The following is a 25,808-nucleotide window of genomic DNA, read 5'->3' as shown; positions in this document are numbered from 1 at the left end:
ATTCTATTTTTGCTTATTTTTGAAAAATTTTTAGCTTATCTTTAATCATTGTTATTACCAACAAATTAATATAAGAAATCTAAACACCCCTAAAAATAGCAAAAATAAAAAGAGAAATAGAGAGATGAAAAAGAGCTTATTTACCCTATTGTTTCTTTTTAACACCTTGCATGCTTTTAGTGGGGAAATGAGTTGGTCTAAATTCATTGATAGCTTTAAAAATAAACCTAAAGAAAACACAAAAACCCCCAACACTATTCAAAAAAACCTCAAAGAAGAACCAAATAAGCAAATCAATCTCAATAAAAAAGACCAAGAAGTATTAGAAAAAATCTTAAAGAAAAATTTAAATTTTTACTTTAGCTTTGGATACACTTATGGGCGCATGCACTATTCTATCAATGCGCCAAACTCGCTCGCTCAAGAAAGCATTTCTGTTGGTAGTATTGGCTTTAGAGCCACTTCTGGATTAGAACATTATTTTAGAAAGCATTCCAAGTTTGGTTATAGACTCTTTAGCACCTATACTTATTCGCACTCTCTAACAATTATGCACCCTCAAATCATACTTTCACAAAGCTATGGCGGAGGGCTAGATTTTTTTGCTACTCTTGTTAAGAAAAAGACCTATCATTTGAGGTCTTATCTTGGATTTGCCCTCAAAGATGAATTGTTGATTGTCAGCGATGTGGATAAAATGGCTATTATTACTAAAAGTAAGAAAAACTTTTTTCAAGCTCCTTTTAGAATAGGATTGATTGTAGATTTCATTGGTTATTTATCTTTGCAATGGGGTTTTGAAATCCCCCTAATCAAAAACACCCCTTTCACTTATAACGGCTATAAAGAACATTTTTCGCAAAATTGGAGAACCAATTTTTCTATTTTGGTTTCGTTTTGATGACCCACTTTAATTTAAGTTTAATTTAAGTTTAATTTAAGTTTAATTTAAGTTTAATTACAAAAACTATTTTTTAGATATTTGTAAAAACTTAAAAGGTTCATACATGCACACTTTAAACCCTATTATTCTACCAGTTGTCTTAGTTATTTCTTTGTTACTTTGTAGTTATTTTCTTAAGACTATAATAATGAAGACTATGTATTTTTTAGTTAAATTTCTTTTGTTATTATGCAGTGCTATCGCATGGTATTCAAGCTTAAATCTTTTTAAAATTCATGGTTCTTTTGCTTTTATAGATGCTTTTAGTTTTGACAAAGCCTTTATTTTATTCTTTTCAAATATTGTTTTAGTGCAAACTTGCACTATTGTTTTTGGCTCCAACCTAAATCAATTTGTGCGCGCAAGAGTTCTCAAGACAAGCAAAAGTTACCAATTAGCTAAAACTCAAATCTATCGCATAATAGCTTTATTTTTTAGTGCGTTTTTATTGCTTGGGGTTTGCAACACTTCTCAAGATATAGAAAATTGGGTATATATCAAAATGGTAGTTTTATTTATTGCAATTATGATGCTTGCTGATAAGCTCTCTATTGAGAAATTGGATACAAAAGCCTTTATGCAACAACTCAAGGATTTAGAACAAGCCAAAATCCTTATATTTTCACTCACTCCGCCTCAAGCATTAAACAAAGAAAATACACTCAAATACCAAACAATAATACAAGATATCAGTGAATTTTATGCAAAATATTACAATATAAATATTGCAACCATAGGACAAGAACAAATCCTCCTACACCCCATAGGCGCTAGTATACTTAATCAATCCATCTCCCTAAGCTTAGAAAATGACACTAAAACTCATTTCAACTCCACTCATTTGGCAAAACTTGTCCTAGAAACTGACTTTAACCTGTGTGTTGAAGAAGCAGACCAAAACGAGACGCTAGAACATTTTCAAACGCAAATCAAAACGCTTTTTTCTGACAAAGAAAACAAAGAAGTTTTTGCTAATTTCGCCCTAGGTCTTGGCACACAACCTTACGCACGCTACATATTCAAAGGGGATTGCACTTATGTGCCTTATAAAATGTTGCACCATTTTAATGCATGTCAATCTTGTGGCACACTTATAATGGACGATAAAAATTATGAGGGCGAATTTTATTGTTCTAAAACTTGTGAAAATGTGGAAAAAGTTTGTGAAAAAATCAGTAACACATTAAACCCCATTCTAGAACCAAACCAAAGTCTAGAGGCTTACAACCAAATGATTCAGAGTAATACCCAACAAAATCTCAATAAAACTAATGAACTTCTAAGTGCTATAAGCATTAATTCTATTGTTGTTCCTTCTAATTGGGTGGAACTCTACAAGCCACTATCTAATACCATTACAGGGCATGGATGGATGGCAGAATTGCTTAATCATAGAAGCGACATATTAAGTGGCAAAGATGCTAGTATTATCGGAGATGATAATGCCAAAAATGGTGCAGACAGACTGGTTGATAACATTGAAATTCAATCTAAATATTGTGCTAGTGCCCAACGAAGTATTAATGCAGCTTTTGATGAAAATGGGTTTTACAAATATCGCAACCAACAAATTGAAGTTCCTAAAGACCAATATTCTAAAGCCCTAGAATTAATGCAAGAAAAAATCAAACAAGGCAAAATAGAAGGCGTAACAGACCCAGCTGAAGCTAAAAATATCGTTAGAAAAGGGCATTTTACTTATGAAGAAGCTAGAAATGCTAGTAAATTTTGCACTAAAGAAAGCTTAAAATATGATGCTTATAGAGGAAGTATTGCAGCAATAAGTGCCTTTGGAATTTCTTTTGTATGCCAAGTAGCTATTTTACTCTATAGGAATAAAAATATTACCCTCAAAGATGCCTTAAAGTCCTCTCTTTTTATTGCTAGTAAAAGCGCGTTTAAGTCATTTTCTATCGCTATGATTTCTATGCAAGCCCAAAGAATACCTCTGCTTAAGACTTTTTTAGAAAAAATGATTTCTTTTGATTTTAATGGTGGCACAATTGGGAAGAGCTTAGCAGAATTTGGTGGCAAGAATACGGCAAATATGAGTAAAAGTGGCATAAACAGTGCCGCTAATAATGTTTTACGCTCTAATGCAGTAATAGCTTTGGCTACGATTGCTGTGCAAACTGCCCCTGATGTATATAAAATGTTTAGAGGTAACATGTCGGGTTCACAAGTCATTAAAAATCTAGTTGTTAATAGCGCATCTACTGGGGGAGCTATGACAGGAGCCATTATAGGAGGAATGATAGGTGCTGTTCCGGGAGCTATTATAGGAGGATTGATTGGAGGTTTTGGCGCAAGTATCTTGGGTAAAAAAGCTATGGACAATATGATTGAAGATGATGTTGTGCGTGTTTATAGGGTCTTTTTTGCACAAATGGAGCGTTTGGTAGTGCTTTTTAGCATGAATGAACTAGAAATACAAAAATTTCAAAATATGGTGGAATGCACCATACAAGAAAACAATCAAAATGAATTTTTTAAACTCATTAAACCCAACAAACAAGAATGTATAGCTCATATCAATGCTATTTTAAAGCCCTTGGCTGTAATTATAGTCTCAGCACGCCCAAAAATTCCACCACAAATTTTTGATTCAAAAAATAATCAGCAATTAGGCTTGGAGTTATTAAATGATGTTGCAAGCGCTTAAATACGCCCTTAAGGTCTTATTTCGCTATCCCCACAGCCACAGAATTTGGCTCTATGTCTCTTAAGATTACGGCATTTGCCCCTATCTTTGCCCCTTGCCCTATTGTGATGTTGCCTAGCACTTTTGCTCCAGCCCCTATAATGACATTATTTTCTAAAGTGGGGTGGCGCTTTGTTTTTTCTAAGCTCAAACCCCCTAAAGTTACACCTTGATAAATTAAGCAATCATCTCCTATAACAGCCGTTTCGCCTATTACAACCCCTATAGCATGGTCTATAAATAGCCTATGACCTACTTTTGCCCCCGGATGAATATCTACCTTAGTGAGAAACAAATTAATCCCACTAATCATTCTAGCCATAAGCTTAAAGTTTTTATTCCACAAAGCATGCGCAATTCTATGCAAAATCAAAGCCACTAAACCCGGATAGCAAAATAATAACTCCCATTTGCTATTAAATGCCGGGTCTTTAAGGGCAGGTTGTTTTAAATCTTCTTTAATCAAAGACCAAATCACAATATTTACCCCAAAGCTAAACTCAATCAAAAATTCCGGTGCTTAAATAGCGCTCACCCGTATCATTAAGCATGGTTACTGCAACTTGATTTGGCTTAATCATCTCCTTAGCAACAAACACATTCGCTCCACTTGAAATCCCCACTAACAACCCATCATTTTTAGCTAAGTGCAAGGTTTGAGAAATGGCATCTTCATTAGAAATCGTTACAATTTCATCAATAACACTCAAATCCAAGTTTTTAGGCACAAAATTTGCCCCTATGCCTTGGATTCTATGGCTACCGGCTCTTTTCTCGCTCACCAAGGGCGAATCTTTTGGCTCAATGGCAACAATTTTAATTTGTGGATTTCTTTCTTTTAAGAATTTTCCTACCCCAGAAATTGTCCCTCCTGTGCCAAAACCTGCAATAAACATGTCTATTTTTCCTTGTGTGCTTTCCCAAATTTCAAGAGCAGTCGTTTTGTAATGCATGTTAGGGTTAGCTACATTTTCAAACTGACTAGGAATGAAAGAGTTTGGATTATCTTTAGCTAATTCTAACGCTTTTTGCACTGCCCCTTGCATGCCTAAGCTTGGCTCAGTTAAAACAATCTTAGCCCCATAAGCTTTAAGTAATTTTTGCCTTTCTATACTCATAGAACTTGGCATAGTAAAGATAGCTTGCAGTCCCAAACTAGCACAAATCATACTTAGTGCGATACCGGTATTCCCACTCGTTGGCTCAATAATTAAAGTATCTTGATTGATTTTGTTATTCTCTAAAGCATTTTTTATCATCGCAACAGAGGCTCTATCTTTAATAGAATGCGAGGGGTTTAAAAATTCGCATTTTCCTAAAATTGTGCCTTTGTCATGCTTAATTTTTACCAATGGGGTATTTCCTATAAGTTCAGTAACTTTTTCAAAAACCATTTTTTACCCTTTGTTTTCAAAAATTTAAATTACAGCTTTAGGTAATTATTTCTGTAATTGGTGAAAACTTATACCAAAATTAGTTACAAATTAAGAAAATATTGATAAAAATAACAAAGTTTTTAGAGAGCTAGTCCAAAAATTCACACTCTTGCTGGCTTATTTTTCTAAAAAAATTTTTAATTATTTCAAAAGTTCTTGACAAGCCCTCAAAAAAATTGTATTATTTCAAAGTCTTTTTTAAATGAAAGGGCGTTTTATTGCTTTTTTGTTTTACTTGACTTTTCAAAAGACCCGTTAGCTCAGCCGGTAGAGCAATTCCCTTTTAAGGAATGGGCCGTTGGTTCGAATCCAACACGGGTCACCATTTAAACGAGCATAGTGGCTCCTTCATCTAGTGGTTAGGATACCACCCTTTCACGGTGGTTACAGGGGTTCAAATCCCCTAGGAGTCACCACTCTTTTAAAAACTTAGTTTTTTAGTTAAATGCTATCTCATCAGATGGTCGCTTAGCTCAGTTGGTAGAGCGCTACCCTTACAAGGTAGATGTCATAAGTTCGAGTCTTATAGCGACCACCATTAACTTCAAAAGTGAAGCTATAATAATGCGATGAGATTTGATTTTATTTAAAGCATGGAGCGGTAGTTCAGCTGGTTAGAATATCTGCCTGTCACGCAGGGGGTCGCGGGTTCGAGTCCCGTCCGCTCCGCCACTCAAATATTTCTATCAAAATTATCTTATTATTTTCTCTTTTTAGTTACTATAGTGCCTTTTATCTTTGTTTACGACCCTTTCATCTAGTGGCCAAGGATACCACCCTTTCACGGTGGAAACGGAAGTTCAAATCTTTCAAGGGTCGCCATGCTCTTTTAAAAAAATTAATAAAATATGAAGTTTATTCTAGTTATAATACGCACCGATATTAAAAGGATATTATTATCAACAATAAAACGCTCTCTCATTATGCGTTTTTATAAAGGTCTTTATTACAAATGTTTTAAAACGCACCAAAAAGGCGTGAGTATTTTTAAAGTAAATTCTTAAATTAAAAGGTTTTTGTATGAAAACAAAGAGCATTACAAAAAGCATGGCTATTTTAAGCTTGTTAAACTCTCTTCTTATGGCAGAAGAAAATGGTTTTTATGGCGAGCTTGGTTGGATATATTCACACCAAGAATATTCTCAAAACACCAAAACACTTATCCCAGAAAAAGTAATCCTTGCCACTAATCCTAATGGCACTATCCCTAATCCCTTTCCTAATGAAAAACCACTCCCACCTAGCACCGATACAACTTGCACCTCAGCAAATAGCACAGATTGTATCAATGGCGAAAGCATAGCAACTCAAATTAACTCGCTTGATAGTCTTATTACCACGCTCTATGACTTAGAAAATGCAAGCAAGGGTAGTGGCACTAATGGAAAGTATCAAAATTACAATTTTTCCTCAAATCTGCTAACCCAAAATATTAAGACAGCGGTGCAAGACATTATCAATTTGCATAATTTTGCCAACAACAAACAAGACTTGCCCTATAATGGCGCAAACAATCTAAGTGCTTTACTTGCTAATGCTAGTAATGCTGTAGGGGTAGTTGCCTCTTACCTTAATAAAGAGGCTAACGCACCCTTTAGCCAACAAATCCCCTTACAAAATGCCCCTATAGGCACGCCTATTTCTGTAAGTCCTAAAGAGCAAGCCAAACAAGTGGTCTTAAGCAATGCCTCTAGCGTGGCTAATAACGCTCAAAACTATTTGAATGGTATCATCTCTCAAATCCAAGCTACAGCTCAAAAAGCTAGTATTATTCCTACAACCATTCCTAGTATCAGTAGCTCTAGCTCTTTAGGCAATGGCGGACCGGGCTATGGCTTGAATGTGCAATTTGGCTATAAATGGTTCTTTGGCAAGAAAAAGCATTTTGGTGTGCGCACTTATGGCACTTATTCTTACTTGTATTCTAACTTGCAACATAAAAATCAATTCAAACAAGATATAGCTAGTGTAGGTATGGTGGGTCAAGCTAACAATAGTATTTATGGTGCTGGCATAGACTTTTTATGGAATTTTTGGGAGGGCGAGGGCAAGAATCAATACCGCACAGCCGGAATTTTACTAGGCACAGAGCTTTTGGGTTCTTCTTGGTCTAATGAAAATCAATCTTATTTTGAAAGCCAAATGAAATATATTAATGCCCATAATGGTCATGCCAAAATGAATACAAGCTATTTTCAAATCCCTGTGGTTGTAGGCTTTAGAGCAAATCTCTCTAAACATAATGGTTTGGAATTTGGGCTTAAAATCCCTCTAGCTTATAATAGCTACTTTAAAAGCCACTATAATGGCACAGAAACTACCATTGTCTATAAAAACCTCGTGCAATTCTATGTCAATTATGTAGTGAATTTCTAAGCCTTTCAAACATGCAATAATTTTAAATCATTGCATGTTGATTTAAACATCTTTTAGCCTTATTAAAACAATCTAAAAAAACCAAAATTTAACTTCCAAGTAAATGTAAAAAAACCTTTATAAACCCCCTATTTTAGCCCCCTTGCCATTTCAAAAAAAAAAAAAAAAACATTGATATATCTTATTACTTTCTAGCATAAATTATTGTATTATTACACTACTAATCGTTAAAAGGAACACTTTAATGTTAAAAAGAATACTATTAAGCATGAGTGCTTGTTATGCTCTTTTGTTAGCTAAGCCTATTATAGAAACCAAAGAGCCTCATTTAGAAGATTTGCAAAACAAGAAAGCGCAATACAAGGACGCTCCCGAATGGGTCTTTACCAAAAAGCATGACTTGAAAAATAAAGAAGAATTAGGCATTGCCAATATCCCTATCACCAATGAAAAATTAGGGCTTGAAAAGGCTACTTCAGATGCTAAAATGCGCTTAATCCTTAAATTTCACAATCTTTTTAAGGCTTATAGAAAAGAACTTGAACATACCGGCGACCTTGATGAGGAACAAGTTGATGCGATTAGAGCGATTGTTTTTGGCTATTTATTAAACAATACCATAGCCACTAATACTTATGTGAATAAAAGCACGCAAACTGCTGTAGTCAAAGTGGCTATTATACATTGCTCTTTGTATGAATTAAATCGTGCTGTGCGAAAAAGATTTCCTAGCCTAAATAGAACCGCATTAGAGCATATTAGCCGTCGTTTTAAAGAGAAACTAGGCTCTATTTGCCACTAAGAGACACACCAACTATGCTTTAGGTGCTATTAGGATAAAAGCTTGTTTGTTATAAAATTGCATGATTTATGGTGTGTGTTAGGCAGTATCTCACTTAGTCTCATTTTGAATTGTGATATACTACCATTTTGAAATTACTAGAAGGAGTTTTTATGTTAAAAAAGATATTACTTGGAATTAGTGTGTGCTGTGCTATTTCTATGGCAAAGCCTATTCTTACTAGCGAAGAACCACGCTTAGAAGATTTACAACATTTAAAAGAAGAATATAAAGACGCTCCCCAATGGATTTTTTCTCAAAATGAATTAAAGCGTGGCGAAGAATTAGGCATTGCAGCTATTCCTATTATGAATAATAAAATGGGTATTGAGCAGGCTACCTCAGAGGCTAAAATGCGTCTTGTTTTAGACATGCATGACCTCTTTAAATCTTATAGAAAAGAGTTTAAGAAAGAGGCTAAAGTCAATGATGAAGATGTTGATGCGATTAGAGCGGTTGCCTATAGCTATCTATTAGACAATACAAAAGTTATGGATACTTACATCAATGAAAAAATGCAAACTGCTATTGTCAAAGTTGCCATTGCAAGATGTGAGCTAAAAGACATAGATAGAATCCTTAAAAAGAGTTTTCCCAAATTAAACCAAAAGGCACTTAACTATGCTAATGCAAAGCTCAAAGAGCAATTAGGCTCAATCTGTCGCTAACTTAGCTTACTTTCTAAAGGGCTTTTATTAAAGCCCTTTTTTAAAATCTCTTTTTAAGACCTAAACTTCTTTTTCCTACCACTAATCCTAGTTCATCATATCCTGCATATCGTTCATATCTTGCATATCTTGCATGTCTTGCATGTCATTCATATCCTGCATATCATTAGAATCCCCTACATCAGAACTATCATCGCCTCCGGGATTTTCATCAGCGTTATTGTCAGTATCAGCATTATCGCTATTGTCGCTATTATCAGTGTTGTCGTTCGTGTCATTAGAGTTATCATCGTTTGAATTGTCGCTATTATCGTTATTGTCTTTTGTATCTGTGTTGTTATCATTGTTTGTATCATCTTTAACATCAGTATTATTAGAATTGTCTTTGGTGTCAAGATTATTTGAGGGGTTATTGTTGCGATCTGTTGTGATATTAGTATTAGAATGCTCATACTTTGAGTTATCGCTAGTATTATTATTGGCATTAACTTGGGGCTTAGAGCGAACTATTAAGGGTGCGGACATGATATTAGGATTATCCATCATATCATGCCCATCATCAATTTTCATGCTCCCATCTAAGTAGCTTGCAATCGTATCGCTACTATCACTAAGCTTTTGCACACTCTCTATTGCTTCATGCACTTGCAATTTTTCAGAATTTGAGAGGTCATTGGGGGTATCTTTTAAATCGTTATTTAATTGATTGAGGTTATTATCTAATTTATCTCTCACATCATTTGCTTTGTCTATCAATGAATCAATCTTATGCTCACTTGCCCCTTGAGCTTTCAAATCTTGAATTTCTTTGACTAAGCCATTTAATTGCTTGGCATCATGAGTAATCGCATCAACATTTTTAGAAGGCATTACTTTGGTATTAAATAAGGGGTTGTCTTTTAATTGGTGGCTATTGTCTAAATTCACTAAGGCATGATTTAGGCGGTGTGCTTGAATATCTTTGCTAAATTTAGGGTTACGATAAAATCGCATAATGTTAGCATTTGCTAAAGTATCTTTAATATCATTTGACTTGGTGTCATCAAGGTTTTTATTGGTATCTTTAGTTTCATCTCTAGGTATAGGGCTAGTATCAGCTCTAGGGGTGTCATTGGCTATAGCCTCATGCTCTAAACCCTCTTCTCTGTCTAGTGCATAAATATAATCTTCAAGCATTAGATAATCTTGCATTTGCATCATCATCATACTACCATACATGCCATAACCATATAATCCATAATAAAACCCATAAGGATTATTGTAATAGCTATAATTATTGGAACTCCTTCTATAGCCACTATACACACTATTGGAATTTTGAGTGTCTTTCATTTTGCTAAGATATTGGCTAATAATATTGACATCAGCAAGCATTTTTTGAGCAATTTTTTGGTCTTTTAAAGAAATACCTAAGGGAATATAAATGCCGGTGCGATAGCTATAAAAAGCATCTCTAGCAATCACTTTAAGATTGTATTTCAATTCTTTTTGTAATTTGAGCGCCTCTTTTAAATATACATGCTCTCTCAATCCCCCCAAATTAGAGCCAAAACGCATTTTTGCTACTAAAGCGCTGAATTTTTTCGCATCACCATTAGCCACATTGATATAGCTTAAAGCCCTAGCGCCCCATTCTTTGGTATTGCCTTGCCACCCCCCAATAGTTACTTTCCTAGAGACTAGATTACCTATTAAAGAAGTGTCTTTTAAGTCAAATAACGCCTTATTCAATCCGCTATTAGCATAAACTTGACTTGCGCTAAGTGCTACTAAAACGATTAATTTTAAAAATTTGTTATTCATATTCCCTCTAATGCAATCTGTTAGGGAATTATAAGATAGTTTTTAAAACTAAATCGTTAAAACAAGCCCTTTTACCAACACGCTAATGCTAAACAAACATTTTTTCTCACTTAAAAATCATGCTCTATTTTTTCTAATCGCCCCTTGTATTCAACCCATAAAGTGATGTTGTGAATATCTGTATTCTTGCATGAAGTGTAAATTGACATCGTCTCGTGCGTAGGATTTAGAGTTTGAATAGGTTTGTTTTTGATTTCTGATAAAAGTTTTATAGACTCGCTTAGGGGCTGATTGTCAAATTTTACACAAACAAATGGTTGAGCCATAAAATCTTTGCCATAATCAACGGCAAATCGGTCATGGTTGATATATTTAGCAAATAAACCTTGTTCTTGAAAAAATCCTCTATTATTCAAAGAATTTCTTTCTTGTTCCCTATATGCCACACAACCCCCATAATTAAGTTGCAAACGATAAATTTTAGCACTTCCAGCGTATAACTTAATGTCTATTTTTGTGGATTGTTTATCATCTGCAAGTTTTTTGTTAAAACCAAATGCTAAGTGAGCCTTACAAGCATGGATACTTTTCTTGCCACAAATATCGTTGTATGAAAAAGATATAAATATAGGCGAGCTAATCAATACTAAAGATGGAATAACCAACCCTATCAAAAATTTACGACTAAAAAATGTTTTAATATGGTCTGTTAGGCTTAATTTTAATGGAAATGTTTGAGCCGGTTCATATTCTATCAACTTTTTTAAATCTGTATCTCTATCTGCTATCTGCTTATCAATAATCCTTTTTCTTAATGCATACAAAGCATTATTTTTCTTAATGGAAAAACAAATATCACAAGAAAGCAAAAATAAGGAAAGTAAAGATAAAAAAAACATAAGCATTACAAAAATAACTAAATAGAGAAAAATTTGAGAGATAAGAATGTGATAAATAACATTATCATACAGCCAAGCAAGCCATACAAATATAGGCCAACATAAGAATATTATAAAAGACCAAATAGGGGGAAAGTAAGTCTTAAATTTCTCTTCAAAAAAAGAACTAGCTACAAAAACAACATTCAAACTCAGCGAAAATATCATCGTAGTTTTAAGAAAACCACTTGTATCCCAAAATGCATCTAAAGTTATCAATAACTTCAAAGTTGGAAAAAATGAAAGTAGAATCAACAACATCAACCCAAGAACAAAAACCATAAATGCAACAAGTCGACTACTCTTATCTTTATTATTTATTAAATAAGAGTAAAGAAAAAATAGCCACGCAAAAAATAGCCCCAACTGAAACGAAATATATATCCGATAAGTATCTTCACTATTCAAAATACTAAAATTTGAAAGATTATGCCACGCTATACCAAGAATGTCCCATATTTGCTTGCCTGTCATGTAATTCACTACATAACAAGCTTGATAAATCACGATTATAAAAGTAGTCAATAAAGAAACCAAAAACACCGAAAGCTCTTTAATGTTTTTTAAAGGCTCATTCGCACGCTCTTGTAAAATTTTATAAACTTCTATTTCTTGCAATCTTTTAACACAACAGCTCATCAAACAACTCCTTATAGACAGATATTCAAATACAAATTCTTTTTAATCCCATAACACCATTTTAAAATAAATAAGGTTCTATTTAATAAAAATATTGATTAACAGATTTTATAGCTAAAAGTATTTGACTAAAGAATCATTTAAGCAAACATTTTTAGATTTTTTTATAAAACTTTTTTTAGCCCTTTAAAATTTAAAGTTTATCTATATTTGTTTTAATCAACACTCTTACAAATAGAACTATAAATCATTACAAGACTTGAAATAACTTACTTTTAATCACATACAAACACGCCATTAAAACAACATAAAAAATGGCAATCAAGAGAGAATATTTTAAAAAAGTCTAAGTAGTGAGATTGCTACTAAGCAAGAACCAAAGTTTACTCAAACTGACTTTGAGCGTGAGCGATTAAGGGGTTAATCACTTCATCTAAATTTCCTGAAAGCATGATTTCTTCTAGGCTATACAAGGTCAAGTTAATTCTGTGTTCGCTCAAGCGATTTTGTGGGTAATTATAAGTGCGGATTCTTTCACTTCTATCCCCGCTACCGACTTGCTCTTTCCTGTCTTTAGCGTTAGTGAGCTGTTGTTCTTCAATTTGCTTTTCATAAAGGCGTGCTTTTAAGATTTTTAGGGCTTTGTCCTTGTTTTTATGCTGGGATTTTTCATCTTGCATGCTCACGCTGATATTAGTAGGAATATGCGTGATACGAACGGCGGAGTCTGTGGTGTTTACACATTGTCCTCCGTGGCCTCCGGCACGAAAGACTTCAATTCTCAAATCACTAGGATTGATAGAAACTTCCACATCATCTACTTCAGGCATAATCGCCACCGTGATAGCGGAAGTATGGATGCGCCCTTGAGATTCTGTCTCTGGAACTCTTTGGACTCTGTGTGTGCCAGCTTCAAATTTGAGCCTTGAATACACGCCCTTACCCTTAATAAGAGCGATGATTTCTTTGTAGCCCCCTACGCTGTTTTCACTAGAGCTTACAATTTCTACTTTCCACTTTTTCAAATCTGCATAACGGCAATACGCTTTAAACAAATCCCCCACAAAAATACCCGCTTCATCGCCCCCTGTGCCAGCCCTTAGTTCTAAGTAGATGTTTTTATCATCGTTGGGGTCTTTAGGAATGAGAAGTTGCTTAATAGTGCTTTCTAATTCGCCTTTTTTAACTTCTAAGATTTTTAATTCTTCTTTGGCTAGTTCGCTTAACTCTTTGTCTTCTAAAAGCTCTTTATTTTCCTTGATACTCTCTAAAACGCTCAAATACTCCTTGCTCGCCATTGAAAGTTCTTCAATAGAGCTTTGCTCTTTGCTTAATTCTGTGAGTTTTTTGACATCGCTAATAATTTCACTATCGCTTAATAACGCCGTGATTTCATTGTATCGTTTGAGAATAGAAGAAAGCTTTTCTACTAAAATGGACATAGAAACTACCTAAAAAGAAAATTTAGTTATAAAAACACTCAATAACAACTAAAAAATCGTTATTGAGCTAGAAAGAAGTCAAAAAACAGCCCTTAAGCAAGAGCAATTTTTTTCACTGAAGCATTAAGTCTTGAGACTTTCCTAGAGGCAGTATTTTTCTTTAAAATGCCCTTGCTTACAAACTTATGCAACTCTTTATTAGCAATTTTTAAACGCTCTTGAGCTTTTGCTACATCATTAATTGCAACGGCCTCACGCACTGCCTTGATAATGTTCTTAATCTTGGTCTTATAAAACCTATTGCGCTCGGTTCTTTTGAGCGTCTGTCTGATTCTTTTTTCTGCGGACTTATGATTTGCCATAGCCTTACTTTAATCCCTTTGTAATTTAAATTTTGGCATAATTTTAGCTTAAAATTGATTAAAGGTAGTTTAAATTTTTGTTTTTAGGCTACTTTATACAAGATTTTTAAGGTAAAAACGAATAATGAAAATTTTTGGCACAGATGGCGTAAGAGGTAAGGCTGGAGCATATCTCACCCCAATGTTTATTATGCGCTTAGGAATTGCTGCGGGACTCTATTTTAGAAAAACTTCACGCACTAATAAAATTCTAATTGGCAAAGACACAAGAAAAAGCGGTTATATGATAGAAAATGCTCTAGTGAGTGCTCTTACTTCTATAGGCTACAATGTGATTCAAATTGGTCCTATGCCTACCCCCGCAATTGCCTTTTTGACAGAAAATATGCGCTGTGATGCAGGCATTATGATTAGTGCGAGCCACAATCCCTTTGAAGATAATGGCATAAAATTCTTTAATTCTTTTGGTTATAAGCTTACTCAAGATGATGAAAAAGCCATTGAAGAAATCTTTCAAAATGAAGAATTGTTGCACTCTAGCTACAAGGTAGGCGAAAATATTGGTAATGCTAAAAGAATTGATGATGTTATAGGACGCTACATCGTGCATTTAAAACACTCTTTTCCCAAGCATTTAGACCTACAAGGCATGCGTATAGTTTTAGATACAGCTAATGGTGCAGCATATAAGGTCGCTCCGGTTGTTTTTAGTGAGCTTGGAGCTGATGTGGTCATTATCAATGATAAGCCTAATGGGTGCAACATTAACCATCAATGCGGAGCGCTCTATCCTACACAATTAGGCGAAGAAGTTAGAAAATATCGTGCGGATTTAGGCTTTGCGCTAGATGGCGATGCTGATAGATTGGTAGTCGTAGATAATTTAGGAAATATTGTGCATGGGGATAAGCTTATTGGGGTGTTAGGAGCGTATCAAAAATCTAAAAATGCCCTTTCTTCTAAAGTGATTGTTGCGACTAATATGAGCAATCTTGCACTAAAAGAATATCTACACACAAAAGATTTAGAATTAAAGTATTGTGCGATTGGCGATAAATTCGTAAGCGAGTGCATGCGTTTAAATAATGCTAATTTTGGAGGCGAGCAAAGCGGGCATATTATCTTTAGTGATTATGCAAAAACCGGCGATGGCTTAGTGAGCGCCCTACAAGTAAGCGCATTAGTTTTAGAAAGTAAAAAACCAAGTTCAACCACTCTTAATCCCTTTGAATTATACCCTCAAAGTCTTGTGAATTTAAGCGTGCAAAAAAAGCCCACCCTAGAAAGTCTAAAAGGCTATAATAATCTCATTAAAGAGTTAGAAAAATTGCAAATCCGTCATCTCATTCGCTATAGTGGGACAGAAAATAAATTACGCATTCTTTTAGAGGGCAAAGATGAAAAAACCCTAGAAACTAAAATGCAAGAGCTAAAAGAATTTTTTGAAGGACAACTTTGTTAAAATCTCAAAAAACTTCTTTAATATTTATAGGTTTTTTTGCCCTTATTCTAGGGCTTGACCAATTGATTAAATATGTTATCTTGCAAGGGTTTCGCTTTGAAAGTTTTATTATAGATATTGTTCTAGTCTATAACAAAGGCGTAGCATTTTCACTGTTAAGTTTTTTAGATGAATATTTAAAATACCTACAAATCCTTTTAATCATAGGGCTTTTTATTTTTCTAGTGCGTCAAAAAACTTTTTTTAAAGCTTATAGCATAGAATTTGGCATAATCTTTGGAGCTGGTGTGTCTAATATCTTAGATAGATTTGTGCATGGGGGCGTGGTGGATTATGTGTATTATCATTATGGATTTGATTTTGCCATTTTTAATTTTGCTGATGTGATGATAGATATTGGCGTAGGTCTCTTAATTTTAAAAGAATTTTTAAGCAAAAACAAAACAACTTTAGGGCATAATTAAGCCCTTGTTGTTTAAAAGGTCGCGTAGCTCAGTTGGTAGAGCACTACCTTGACATGGTAGTGGTCGCTGGTTCAAGTCCAGTCGTGGCCACCATTATTCATTCTTACTCTATATTTTTTGCCCTAAGTTTTAATTCTTTAATATTTTATTACATTTTAATTCATTTAATCTACATTGACCTTTTCTTGATAAACTGCAAGGGTAATTCTTTTGTTAAGATATTAAAAATAAACAATCGTTTTTAAAAAATTAATAACAAATTTTACACTTCTAAATTAGCTCAAAAGTTAAACTTTATCTAGCATTATTAACACCATAAAAGTACCTAAAACACACACTTCTTAAGCTTATCAAAAAAGGATAATACTAACTACAAATAAATAATATTTAGTTAACAAAAGACTCTCGTTAATCTTGGTTAATCAAAAGATTGCTACAATTCTCCCAACCTTGATTGCATTTAAAAACTTCAAGGAAAAATACTAAAAGAAGGAGAATGAGATGAAACTCACCCCAAAAGAGTTAGATAAGTTGATGCTCCACTATGCTGGAGAATTAGCCAAGAAACGCAAAGAAAGAGGTATTAAGCTCAACTATGTAGAGGCTGTAGCACTTATCAGCGCTCACATTATGGAAGAGGCAAGAGCTGGTAAAAAAAGTGCGGCTGATTTGATGCAAGAAGGACGCACTCTTTTAAAAGCTGATGATGTTATGGATGGTGTAGCAAGCATGATTCATGAAGTAGGTATTGAAGCAATGTTCCCTGATGGAACTAAGTTAGTAACTGTTCATACCCCAATTGAGTGCAATGGCAAGCTTGTTCCCGGTGAGTTGTTCTTAAAAGATGAAGACATCACTATCAATGAAGGCAAACAAGCTATTAGCCTTAAAGTTAAGAATGTTGGTGATAGACCTGTTCAAATTGGTTCACACTTCCACTTCTTTGAAGTTAATAAATGCTTAGACTTTGATAGAGAAAAAGCTTTTGGCAAGCGCTTAGATATTGCTAGTGGAACCGCAGTAAGATTTGAACCCGGCGAAGAAAAATCTGTTGAATTAATTGAAATTGGTGGTGGCAGAAGAATCTTTGGATTTAACGCATTAGTTGATAGACAAGCAGATAGCGAAAGCAAGAAAATCGCTTTACATAGAGCCAAAGAGCGTGGTTTTCACGGCGCTAAAAGCGATGACAATTATGTGAAAACAATTAAGGAGTAAGACATGAAAAAGATTTCAAGAAAAGAATACGCATCAATGTATGGCCCAACTACAGGCGATAAAGTAAGATTGGGTGATACAGAACTTATTGCTGAAGTAGAGCATGACTTTACTATCTATGGTGAAGAGCTTAAATTTGGTGGCGGTAAAACTTTAAGAGAAGGCATGAGCCAATCTAACAATCCTAGCAAGGAAGAATTAGATTTAATCATCACTAACGCTTTAATTGTAGATTACACCGGTATTTATAAAGCTGATATTGGTATCAAAGATGGTAAAATCACTGGTATTGGTAAAGGCGGAAATAAAGACATGCAAGATGGTGTTAAGAACAATCTTTGCGTAGGTCCTGCTACTGAAGCTCTAGCTGCTGAAGGTTTGATTGTAACTGCTGGTGGAATTGACACTCACATTCACTTCATCTCTCCTCAACAAATCCCTACAGCTTTTGCAAGCGGTGTAACCACTATGATTGGTGGAGGAACTGGTCCTGCTGATGGAACAAACGCTACAACCATTACTCCAGGCAGAAGAAATTTAAAGTGGATGCTTAGAGCTGCAGAAGAATATTCTATGAACTTAGGTTTCTTAGGTAAAGGTAATGCCTCTAATGACGCATGCTTAGCTGACCAAATTGAGGCGGGCGCAATTGGCTTTAAAATCCACGAAGACTGGGGCACAACTCCATCTGCAATCAACCATGCTTTAGACATTGCTGATAAATATGATGTTCAAGTAGCTATCCATACTGATACTTTGAATGAGGCAGGTTGCGTAGAAGACACTATGGCTGCCATTGCTGGACGCACAATGCACACATTCCACACTGAAGGTGCTGGTGGAGGACACGCTCCTGATATCATTAAAGTAGCTGGTGAGCATAATATTTTACCTGCTTCAACTAATCCTACTATTCCTTTCACAGTGAATACTGAGGCAGAGCATATGGATATGTTAATGGTTTGCCACCACTTAGATAAAAGCATTAAAGAAGATGTTCAGTTTGCAGATTCTAGAATCCGCCCTCAAACTATTGCAGCAGAAGATGCTTTGCATGACATGGGAATTTTCTCCATCACAAGTTCTGACTCACAAGCTATGGGGCGTGTAGGTGAAGTTATCACTAGAACTTGGCAAACTGCTGATAAGAACAAAAAAGAGTTTGGCCGCTTGAAAGAAGAAACAGGCGATAATGACAACTTTAGGATCAAGCGCTATTTGTCTAAATACACTATTAACCCAGCGATTGCTCATGGTATTAGTGAGTATGTTGGTTCTGTAGAAGTAGGCAAAGTAGCTGACTTAGTATTATGGAGCCCAGCATTCTTTGGTGTTAAACCAAACATGATTATTAAGGGTGGTTTCATTGCTCTTTCTCAAATGGGTGATGCTAACGCTTCTATTCCTACCCCTCAACCTGTATATTACAGAGAGATGTTTGCTCATCATGGTAAAGCTAAGTATGATGCAAATATCACTTTTGTATCTCAAGCAGCTTATGAAAATGGTATTAAAGAAGAGTTAGGACTTGAAAGACAAGTATTGCCGGTTAAAAATTGCAGAAATATCACTAAAAAAGATATGCAATTTAACGACACTACCGCTCATATTGAAGTTAACCCTGAGACTTACCATGTGCATGTAGATGGCAAAGAAGTAACTTCTAAAGCCGCTACTGAGGTAAGCTTGGCACAACTCTTTAATATTTTCTAAGGTTTTTTGGAGGGGGTTTTCTTTCCCTCTTTAAGACTTTAATAGTTGTTGCAAGGCTCTCTAATTTTTTAGCAATAAAAATGTTAGAGAGCCTATTTTATTTTTTTTATATTTACTATTTTTTTTTATCATTAACTTAGCAACAAAGGTTGGCACACATTTGTTGTGAAAATATATTTTTGGAAGGATAAGGCAATGCTAGGACTTGTATTGTTATATGTTGGTATCGTTTTAATTAGTAACGGTATCTGTGGCTTAACCAAAGTTGACCCAAAAAGCACAGCGGTTATGAACTTTTTTGTAGGTGGCTTATCTATTGTATGTAACACTATTGCAATCGCATATTTCACTCTACAACCATTTACTCCTGTAGAGGGTTCTGAAGATGTTGCACAAGTAGCTCACCACTTGACTAATTTCTATGGGCCTGCTACTGGATTATTGTTTGGTTTCACTTATTTGTATGCAGCCATTAACCACACTTTCAATCTTGATTGGAGACCATTCTCTTGGTATAGCCTCTTTGTAGCGATTAACACTATCCCTGCAGCGATTTTGTCTCACTATAGCGATACTTTAAATGACCACAAAGTATTAGGTATTACTGAGGGTGATTGGTGGGCGATTATCTGGTTAGCTTGGGGTGTTTTATGGCTTACAGCTTTCATTGAAAACATCTTAAAAATTCCTTTAGGGAAATTCACTCCTTGGCTTGCAATCATTGAAGGTATCTTTACTGCTTGGATTCCTGCTTGGTTGCTCTTTATCCAACATTGGGCGTGATTCTATGATTATAGAGCGTTTAGAAGGCAATCTAAGGGATTTAAATCCTTTAGATTTTAACATTGACTATATAGACCTAGAGTGGTTTGATACTAGAAAAAAAATTGCTAGATTTAAAACCAAGCAAGGCAAAGACATTGCTATGCGCCTTAAAGACGCTCCTAAATTAGGACTCTCCCATGGGGATATTTTGTTAAAAGAGGGTAAGGATATTGTCGCTATCAATATCCTCCCCTCTGAAGTCATTCAAATTGAGGCGAAAAGCATTGCTGAAGTAGCTAAGATTTGTTATGAGATAGGCAATCGTCATGCAGCTTTGTATTATGGCGATAGTCAATTTGAATTTAAAACACCATTTGAAAAACCTATATTAGCCTTGCTAGAGAAACTAGGCGTAACAAATAGCGTTTTAAGTTCAAGATTAGATTCGTTCCAACGACTAACTGTTAGTATGCCTCATAGTGAGCCTAATTTTAAGGTTTCACTAGCAGATGACTTTAAAGTGGTTATGAAGAAGTGAAGTATTTTTAAGATATTTAAGATAATGGAAGGAAAGCAAGTGAAATCTAGTAATGCTAAAAAACAAGCCCATAAAGATATACCAAGTTGTGGTGCACATTCTTGTGATGTGGATAAGGATTTTTTAATTTTACAAGTTAATGATGCGGTGTTTCCTATTGGCTCTTACACGCATTCTTTTGGATTAGAAACCTATATCCAACAACACCTTGTAAAAGACAGTAAAAGCGCTTTAGAATATCTAAAAGCTAATTTGTCTAGCCAATTTCTCTATACTGAAATGTTAGGCTTAAAATTAGCCTATGAAAGCACTTTGAAAAATGATTTAGAAAAAATCTTAGAAATTGAAGAAATCATCATGCTTTCTACAAGCCCTATGGAGTTACGCTTGGCTAATCAAAAATTAGGCAATCGTTTCATTAAGACCTTGCAAGCTATGAATGAATTAGATATGGGAACATTTTTTAATGCTTATGCAAAAAAGACTACAGACCCAACCCATGCCACTAGCTATGGCGTATTTTCTGCAAGTTTAGGCATTGAATTAAAGGTGGCTTTGAGGCATTATCTTTATGCCCAAACCTCTAATATGGTAATCAATTGTGTTAAAACGGTTCCCCTGCCTCAAAATGATGGGCAAAAAATCTTATTAAGCTTACAAAAACATTTTAATCATCTCCTAGATGAAGTTTTAGAGCTTGACAAAGATTATTTGTGTGTAGCAAGTATTCAAAACGATATTAAAGCTATGCAACATGAGAGTTTATACTCTCGGCTTTATATGTCTTAACTTAATTTTAGTAAAGAAAGGAAAATTTTTTAATGGTAAAAATTGGAGTTTGTGGCCCTGTAGGAAGTGGAAAAACAGCGTTGATTGAGGCATTAACACGCCATATGTCAAAAGATTATGATATGGCAGTTATCACTAATGATATTTACACTAAAGAAGATGCAGAATTTATGTGTAAAAATTCTGTTATGCCAAGAGAGAGAATCATTGGTGTAGAAACCGGTGGTTGTCCGCATACAGCTATTAGAGAAGATGCGTCTATGAATTTAGAGGCGGTTGAAGAAATGCAAAAGCGTTTTCCTAATTTAGAATTGCTTTTAATTGAAAGTGGTGGAGATAATCTTTCTACAACTTTTAACCCTGAATTAGCGGATTTTACGATTTTTGTAATTGATGTGGCAGAGGGCGATAAAATCCCACGAAAAGGTGGGCCAGGAATCACTCGCTCAGATTTATTGGTTATCAATAAAATTGACTTAGCTCCTTATGTGGGGGCAGATTTAGGCGTAATGGAAAGAGATTCTAAAAAAATGCGTGGCGAAAAGCCTTTTATTTTCACTAATATTCGTTCCAAAGAGGGGCTAGATGATGTAGTGAATTGGATTAAACACCACGCTTTATTGGAAGATTGATGAATACTTACGCTGAAACATCTAAGCTTAGATTAAAAACCAAAATTGGAGCTAATGGCAAGTGTATTATTGAGGATAATTTCTTCACGCCTCCATTCAAGCTAATGGCGCCTTTCTACCCAACAAATGATTTGGCAGAAATCATGCTTTTAGCAGTAAGCCCGGGCATGATGAAAGGTGATTCGCAAGATATACAATTAAATATCGGTCAAGATTGCAAACTTAGAATCACCTCTCAATCTTTTGAAAAAATCCATAACACCGAAGATGGTTTTGCTACTAGAGATATGGATATTGTAGTGGGAGAAAACGCTTTTTTAGACTTTGCACCTTTCCCCTTAATCCCTTTTGAAAACGCTCATTTCAAAGGTAATACAACCATTTCTTTACATGCTACCAGCCAACTGCTCTATAGTGAAATTATTGTAGCTGGGCGGGTAGCTAGAGAAGAATTGTTTAAATTCAATCGCTTGCACACTAAAATTTCTGTGCTTTTAGGCAATAAGCCTATCTATTACGATAACACGATTTTAGACCCCTCTAAAACCCAAATGTCTAATCTATGCATGTTTGATAAATATACGCATTATCTCAATCTTATTATCATTAATTGCCCCATAGAGTTATCTAGTGTGCGAGCTTTAATTGAAGAGAGTGGGATTAATGGCGCAGTGAGTGAAATGGCAAGCCATAATCTTTGCATAAAAGCTTTAGCTAATAACTCAGAAAGCTTATTAGATTTGCGTGAAAAAATCGCTCGCTTAATTACAAAGAATCTCTAAAAACAAAAGGGCTTAACCCCCTTTTTGTCCCCCTCTTTAACCCACCTTATTATACAAACCACCAAAAACAGAATTTTAAGATAAATAGAAAATTTTGCCCTTTCAAGCAGTCTTATATTTCTTTTTATTCCTAGTTGTATTAAAAATGGCTTAAAGCGATTTTTTGTTAAAAACAAAATATTGTTTTTTATAGACTAAAAAGCCTAAAATCCACTATATCATCTCTAAGCATATCAATAAAGCGTGCGTTGAACCTATCCAATGGGTGTTGTGTTTCGCTTGAGCTACTTATTGCATTCAAATTTTCTTGATTGCAGGCATAAACTAGGCGTTGCTTGAAATACTTGTCTAACAAATCCTTTTTTAAGTTCATATTGTAATCACTAGGCAGTTGCTTAAGATAATGCACAAAAGTAATGCAATAGCTCATCTCTCTTGCAATTTAAAAGTCTTATGTGAATGAAATTTATCACTTATTCCTAAAAATATAAGTAAAAATTACTTACTATCAAAGATAAAATGTAGAATTGAGATTGCAAGAAGATTTTCCCAAAACATTCTAAGAGATTGGATTGAGAAAATCACTATCTTTTATTATTAACTCTATTGTATTTTATTTATGCAAAACTTGACCTAATATCTTGTATCCCAATGCGTTTGGTTAGTATAATAGGAATCACCAAAATCCTTAGGCATATAACGCACGCTTTCTTTGTCGCTTGATGAAGAAAAGCCATTATGCACCAAATGCTTAGTATCAAAATGGGCACACCCACTCAATAAAGAAACTCCTACTATAACACTATTTCTAATTGTTTTCATTGTTTTATCCTATAATTTTTAAATTTCTAAAAATATTTGTTTAGTTGTGTAATTTTTAGATTATTTTTGAATGGTATCCATATTTATTAAATGAATAGTAAATAAAATTATTACCTCTACCTCTACCTCTACCTCTACCTCTACCTCTACCTCTACCTAATTATAACCATAAACAAAAAGTAACTAATATTTTTGCTAAAATTCGCTCGTTTGTGATAATCAAATATCATAATTTAATGGGAATTTGTAGTTTGTATCACTCTTTTTTGAGTGTCGCTTTAGCCGAAATCTAATTAGGGGATGACCTTGAAAGAATTGATTAGAAAAAACCGCTATCTCGTGTTATTGATTTTTGTCTTGGGGGGCATTGTTGGTATGGTATTCTCACTTATTAGTGCAGAGTTTATAGAAAAAACCGCTGATGACAAATTTTGTGGTTCATGCCATATTATGCAACCTGAAGTTAAAGCTTTTTTACAAGACTCTCATGGTGGAAATAACAAAGTCGGTTTCAAAGCTAAATGTGTGGATTGCCACTTGCCCCATGATAGCGTTACACATTATGTTATTCAAAAAGCTCGCTCAGGGTTAAATGACATCATTGGAAATGTCTTTTTTAATCCTAAAACCCATGTAAATTGGGAAGAAAGGCGTAAAAAAGCTAAAGAATATGTGTTTGATTCTGGTTGCTTGCATTGTCATACCAATTTGAGAAATGCTACTTCAAGCAACTTGAAGTCATTCTTACCTCATAGGGACTATTTTGAAAAATACACTAAAAAAACTTGCGTGGAATGCCACATCAATAAAGTTGGGCATCAAAACTTGAGCCAACACTTAAAGGATTATCTCAAAAAGGATTATCGTCCCTATCCTGAGAATTCTTTAAAACAAGAGGCTTTAAAAACAACCCACCCCAATACAAAGGAGTAACAACAATGTTTAAGCGATTGAGTTTGGTCTTTTTGACTTTGGTTAGCTTGCACGCAGATACAAGCAGTAAGGGCGGAAGTAATGTTAATGCCCCGGGCTTACAAACTAATGTGCAACTAAAGGTCTTTCGTGAGTTAAAGCCTGAGGCAAAAGGCTGTATTGAATGCCATGCCAAAGAAAATCCGGGTGTGGTGAATGATTGGCGTAAATCTAGGCATGCGCATGCAGGTGTAAGCTGTATTGATTGCCATGGAACAACCAAAGATTCACCCATGCTCACTATGGATGGACATAAAGGCTCTAAAACCCCTATTTCTGTATTGGTTTCACCCAATACTTGTGGAAAATGCCATGAAAAAGAGGTTAAAGAATTTCATAATAGTGGGCATTCAAGGGGAGCTTTGCAACCTTTAGCTAAAGGGAATATGCGAGAACTTATGCGCATGATTGAGGGCAGAAATCACCCTGATTTACAACAAGCCCCAGAGGCTACTGGATGTTTTCAATGTCATGGAACGGTGATTAAATTAGATAAGAACCGCAGACCAACCCCAGAAACTTGGCCTACTTATGGTATTGGCACAGCTTTCCCCGATGGTTCTGTAGGAAATTGTGCGAGCTGTCATAGTGCGCATAAATTTAGTGTCGCAGAAAGTAGAAAACCTGCAGCATGTGCGTCTTGTCATATGGGGCCTGACCATCCAGATATTGAAATTTATAACAACTCCATGCATGGACATATCTTCAACTCTGAGGGTAATCAATGGAATTTTGACGCCGCACCCGGAACTTGGGGAGTAGCTGATTATAGAGCGCCCACTTGTGCGACATGCCATATGAGCGGTAATTCTAAATCTGATGTTACCCATAATGTAAGCCGCCGCTTAAAATGGAACATGTTTGCTCCAAGAAGTGAGTTAAGAACCGGTGGCTTAGAGACAGCAGCAAAAGATTGGGCTAATGGCTTTAAAATCACTAAGGGTAATATCTTAGCGGGCAATCCTAAAGGCGTAGAGGCTGCAAGAGAAGAAATGAAAGCGGTATGTAAAGATTGCCACACCATTAAGCATGTAGAAAATGTCTTTACAATGGGTGATAAGAATGTTATGCTCTTTAACACTTATTATGATGAGGCTGTAAAAATGCGTGATGAGCTTAAGAAAAAAGGCTTATTAGAAAAAGACCCATGGAGTGATGAGTTCCAAAAAACATTCTACCACTTATGGCATCATGAGGGTCGCAGAATGCGCCATGGCGGACTTATGGGAGCACCAGATTATTCGCATTGGCATGGGGTCTTTGAAGTGCAACAAGACATTCGCAAATTAAGAAAGATTTATAATAAGCGCATGAAAAGTGGCAAAATTGAAGACTAAAACTTCTAATTAAAAACTTAAATAAAGGCTAAAAGCCTTTATTTAAGCCCCCTATTTTAACTATCTCCTATCTTTTAAATTCTATCATTCTTAAAAATGTGAATAAGCTACCTAATTAAGTATTTTTGCAAGTCCAATCACTTACGATAAGCATTATTAAATGAA

The 25,808-nt window shown here is 35.0% G+C and carries 23 protein-coding genes, 6 tRNA genes and 1 pseudogene; 22 read left to right on the top strand and 8 right to left on the bottom strand.

The annotated features are described in order from the left end of the window. The first annotated feature begins 124 nt into the window (after positions 1-124). Entirely contained in the window at positions 125-901 is a 777-nt protein-coding gene (locus HCW_RS02565) for an outer membrane beta-barrel protein (RefSeq protein ID WP_014660661.1), read from the top strand. 199 nt (positions 902-1,100) lie between these two features. Then, complete coding sequence (locus HCW_RS02560; protein WP_155802212.1) at positions 1,101-3,605, top strand: hypothetical protein; 2,505 nt, start codon at positions 1,101-1,103, stop codon at positions 3,603-3,605. A gap of 25 nt (positions 3,606-3,630) precedes the next feature. Here the strand turns inward: HCW_RS02560 and cysE are convergent. Continuing rightward, positions 3,631-4,125, bottom strand: a pseudogene (cysE, locus tag HCW_RS02555) (serine O-acetyltransferase); the annotation flags it as partial. 19 nt (positions 4,126-4,144) lie between these two features. After that, positions 4,145-5,038, bottom strand: a complete 894-nt coding sequence (cysK, locus tag HCW_RS02550) for a cysteine synthase A (RefSeq protein ID WP_014660658.1) — start codon at positions 5,036-5,038, stop codon at positions 4,145-4,147. A gap of 291 nt (positions 5,039-5,329) precedes the next feature. Here cysK and HCW_RS02545 point away from each other — a divergent pair. From HCW_RS02545 to HCW_RS02510, 8 genes are all read left to right on the top strand, one after another. After that, positions 5,330-5,405 (top strand) — tRNA-Lys (locus tag HCW_RS02545). Between the two features lie 16 nt (positions 5,406-5,421). Beyond that, positions 5,422-5,496, top strand: a tRNA-Glu gene (locus HCW_RS02540). 46 nt (positions 5,497-5,542) lie between these two features. After that, positions 5,543-5,618, top strand: a tRNA-Val gene (locus HCW_RS02535). Between the two features lie 57 nt (positions 5,619-5,675). Continuing rightward, positions 5,676-5,752, top strand: a tRNA-Asp gene (locus tag HCW_RS02530). A 74-nt stretch (positions 5,753-5,826) separates the two neighbouring features. Beyond that, positions 5,827-5,902 (top strand) — tRNA-Glu (locus HCW_RS02525). Between the two features lie 198 nt (positions 5,903-6,100). Beyond that, on the top strand, positions 6,101-7,456 hold the full coding sequence (locus HCW_RS09045; protein WP_014660657.1) for an outer membrane protein: 1,356 nt from the start codon (positions 6,101-6,103) through the stop codon (positions 7,454-7,456). A 244-nt stretch (positions 7,457-7,700) separates the two neighbouring features. Further along, a complete protein-coding gene (locus tag HCW_RS09040) occupies positions 7,701-8,258 on the top strand; it encodes a hypothetical protein (protein WP_014660656.1) in 558 nt (185 codons plus the stop codon). A 152-nt stretch (positions 8,259-8,410) separates the two neighbouring features. Then, positions 8,411-8,965 carry a hypothetical protein gene (locus HCW_RS02510; protein ID WP_014660655.1) on the top strand — a complete coding sequence of 185 codons (555 nt, stop codon included), beginning with the start codon at positions 8,411-8,413 and terminating at the stop codon, positions 8,963-8,965. Between the two features lie 87 nt (positions 8,966-9,052). On the opposite strand, the gene HCW_RS02505 is transcribed toward HCW_RS02510, so the two are convergent. The 4 genes from HCW_RS02505 to rpsT form a co-directional block, all read right to left on the bottom strand. Then, positions 9,053-10,768 carry a hypothetical protein gene (locus HCW_RS02505; RefSeq protein ID WP_014660654.1) on the bottom strand — a complete coding sequence of 572 codons (1,716 nt, stop codon included), beginning with the start codon at positions 10,766-10,768 and terminating at the stop codon, positions 9,053-9,055. Between the two features lie 110 nt (positions 10,769-10,878). After that, a complete protein-coding gene (locus tag HCW_RS02500) occupies positions 10,879-12,345 on the bottom strand; it encodes a hypothetical protein (RefSeq protein ID WP_014660653.1) in 1,467 nt (488 codons plus the stop codon). Between the two features lie 383 nt (positions 12,346-12,728). After that, on the bottom strand, positions 12,729-13,787 hold the full coding sequence (gene prfA, locus HCW_RS02495) for a peptide chain release factor 1 (RefSeq protein WP_014660652.1): 1,059 nt from the start codon (positions 13,785-13,787) through the stop codon (positions 12,729-12,731). A 92-nt stretch (positions 13,788-13,879) separates the two neighbouring features. Next, complete coding sequence (gene rpsT, locus HCW_RS02490) at positions 13,880-14,149, bottom strand: 30S ribosomal protein S20 (RefSeq protein WP_014660651.1); 270 nt, start codon at positions 14,147-14,149, stop codon at positions 13,880-13,882. A gap of 124 nt (positions 14,150-14,273) precedes the next feature. Here rpsT and glmM point away from each other — a divergent pair, with 124 nt between their 5' ends. The 10 genes from glmM to HCW_RS02440 all read left to right on the top strand — a co-directional run bounded on the left by glmM (position 14,274) and on the right by HCW_RS02440 (position 22,512). Then, entirely contained in the window at positions 14,274-15,611 is a 1,338-nt protein-coding gene (gene glmM / locus HCW_RS02485; protein ID WP_014660650.1) for a phosphoglucosamine mutase, read from the top strand. After that, positions 15,605-16,075: a signal peptidase II gene (gene lspA / locus HCW_RS02480; RefSeq protein WP_014660649.1), complete on the top strand. Its 471-nt coding sequence runs from the start codon at positions 15,605-15,607 to the stop codon at positions 16,073-16,075. Before glmM ends, lspA begins: the two co-directional genes overlap by 7 nt. Positions 16,076-16,092: 17 nt before the next feature. Further along, a tRNA-Val gene (locus HCW_RS02475) sits at positions 16,093-16,168 on the top strand. Between the two features lie 408 nt (positions 16,169-16,576). Then, positions 16,577-17,293 (top strand): urease subunit alpha, encoded by a 717-nt coding sequence (gene ureA / locus HCW_RS02470; RefSeq protein ID WP_014660648.1) that lies wholly within the window; start codon positions 16,577-16,579, stop codon positions 17,291-17,293. A 3-nt stretch (positions 17,294-17,296) separates the two neighbouring features. Further along, positions 17,297-19,006, top strand: coding sequence for an urease subunit beta (gene ureB / locus HCW_RS02465; RefSeq protein WP_014660647.1), 1,710 nt, complete (start codon positions 17,297-17,299; stop codon positions 19,004-19,006). Between the two features lie 195 nt (positions 19,007-19,201). After that, entirely contained in the window at positions 19,202-19,789 is a 588-nt protein-coding gene (locus HCW_RS02460; protein WP_014660646.1) for an AmiS/UreI family transporter, read from the top strand. Positions 19,790-19,793: 4 nt separating this feature from the next. Continuing rightward, positions 19,794-20,309 (top strand): urease accessory protein UreE, encoded by a 516-nt coding sequence (gene ureE, locus HCW_RS02455; protein WP_014660645.1) that lies wholly within the window; start codon positions 19,794-19,796, stop codon positions 20,307-20,309. Positions 20,310-20,330: 21 nt separating this feature from the next. Continuing rightward, positions 20,331-21,098, top strand: coding sequence for an urease accessory protein UreF (locus HCW_RS02450; RefSeq protein WP_419470987.1), 768 nt, complete (start codon positions 20,331-20,333; stop codon positions 21,096-21,098). Between the two features lie 32 nt (positions 21,099-21,130). Further along, entirely contained in the window at positions 21,131-21,730 is a 600-nt protein-coding gene (ureG, locus tag HCW_RS02445; protein ID WP_014660643.1) for an urease accessory protein UreG, read from the top strand. After that, positions 21,730-22,512, top strand: coding sequence for an urease accessory protein UreD (locus tag HCW_RS02440; RefSeq protein WP_014660642.1), 783 nt, complete (start codon positions 21,730-21,732; stop codon positions 22,510-22,512). Before ureG ends, HCW_RS02440 begins: the two co-directional genes overlap by 1 nt. A gap of 187 nt (positions 22,513-22,699) precedes the next feature. Here the strand turns inward: HCW_RS02440 and HCW_RS02435 are convergent, their stop codons facing one another. Next, the gene (locus tag HCW_RS02435) at positions 22,700-22,942 is read right to left on the bottom strand and encodes a hypothetical protein (protein WP_014660641.1); all 243 of its coding nucleotides are present in this window, start codon (positions 22,940-22,942) and stop codon (positions 22,700-22,702) included. A 203-nt stretch (positions 22,943-23,145) separates the two neighbouring features. Continuing rightward, positions 23,146-23,334 (bottom strand): hypothetical protein, encoded by a 189-nt coding sequence (locus HCW_RS02430; protein WP_014660640.1) that lies wholly within the window; start codon positions 23,332-23,334, stop codon positions 23,146-23,148. 306 nt (positions 23,335-23,640) lie between these two features. Between HCW_RS02430 and HCW_RS02425 the strand changes: the two genes are divergently transcribed. Further along, entirely contained in the window at positions 23,641-24,267 is a 627-nt protein-coding gene (locus HCW_RS02425) for a cytochrome c3 family protein (RefSeq protein ID WP_014660639.1), read from the top strand. Positions 24,268-24,272: 5 nt separating this feature from the next. Further along, positions 24,273-25,643 (top strand): multiheme c-type cytochrome, encoded by a 1,371-nt coding sequence (locus HCW_RS02420; RefSeq protein ID WP_014660638.1) that lies wholly within the window; start codon positions 24,273-24,275, stop codon positions 25,641-25,643. Positions 25,644-25,808 lie beyond the last annotated feature (165 nt).

Origin of the sequence: Helicobacter cetorum MIT 00-7128 (assembly GCF_000259255.1) — a bacterium.
Classification (GTDB): Bacteria; Campylobacterota; Campylobacteria; order Campylobacterales; family Helicobacteraceae; genus Helicobacter; species Helicobacter cetorum_B.
This window is presented reverse-complemented; position numbering and strand designations above follow the sequence as displayed.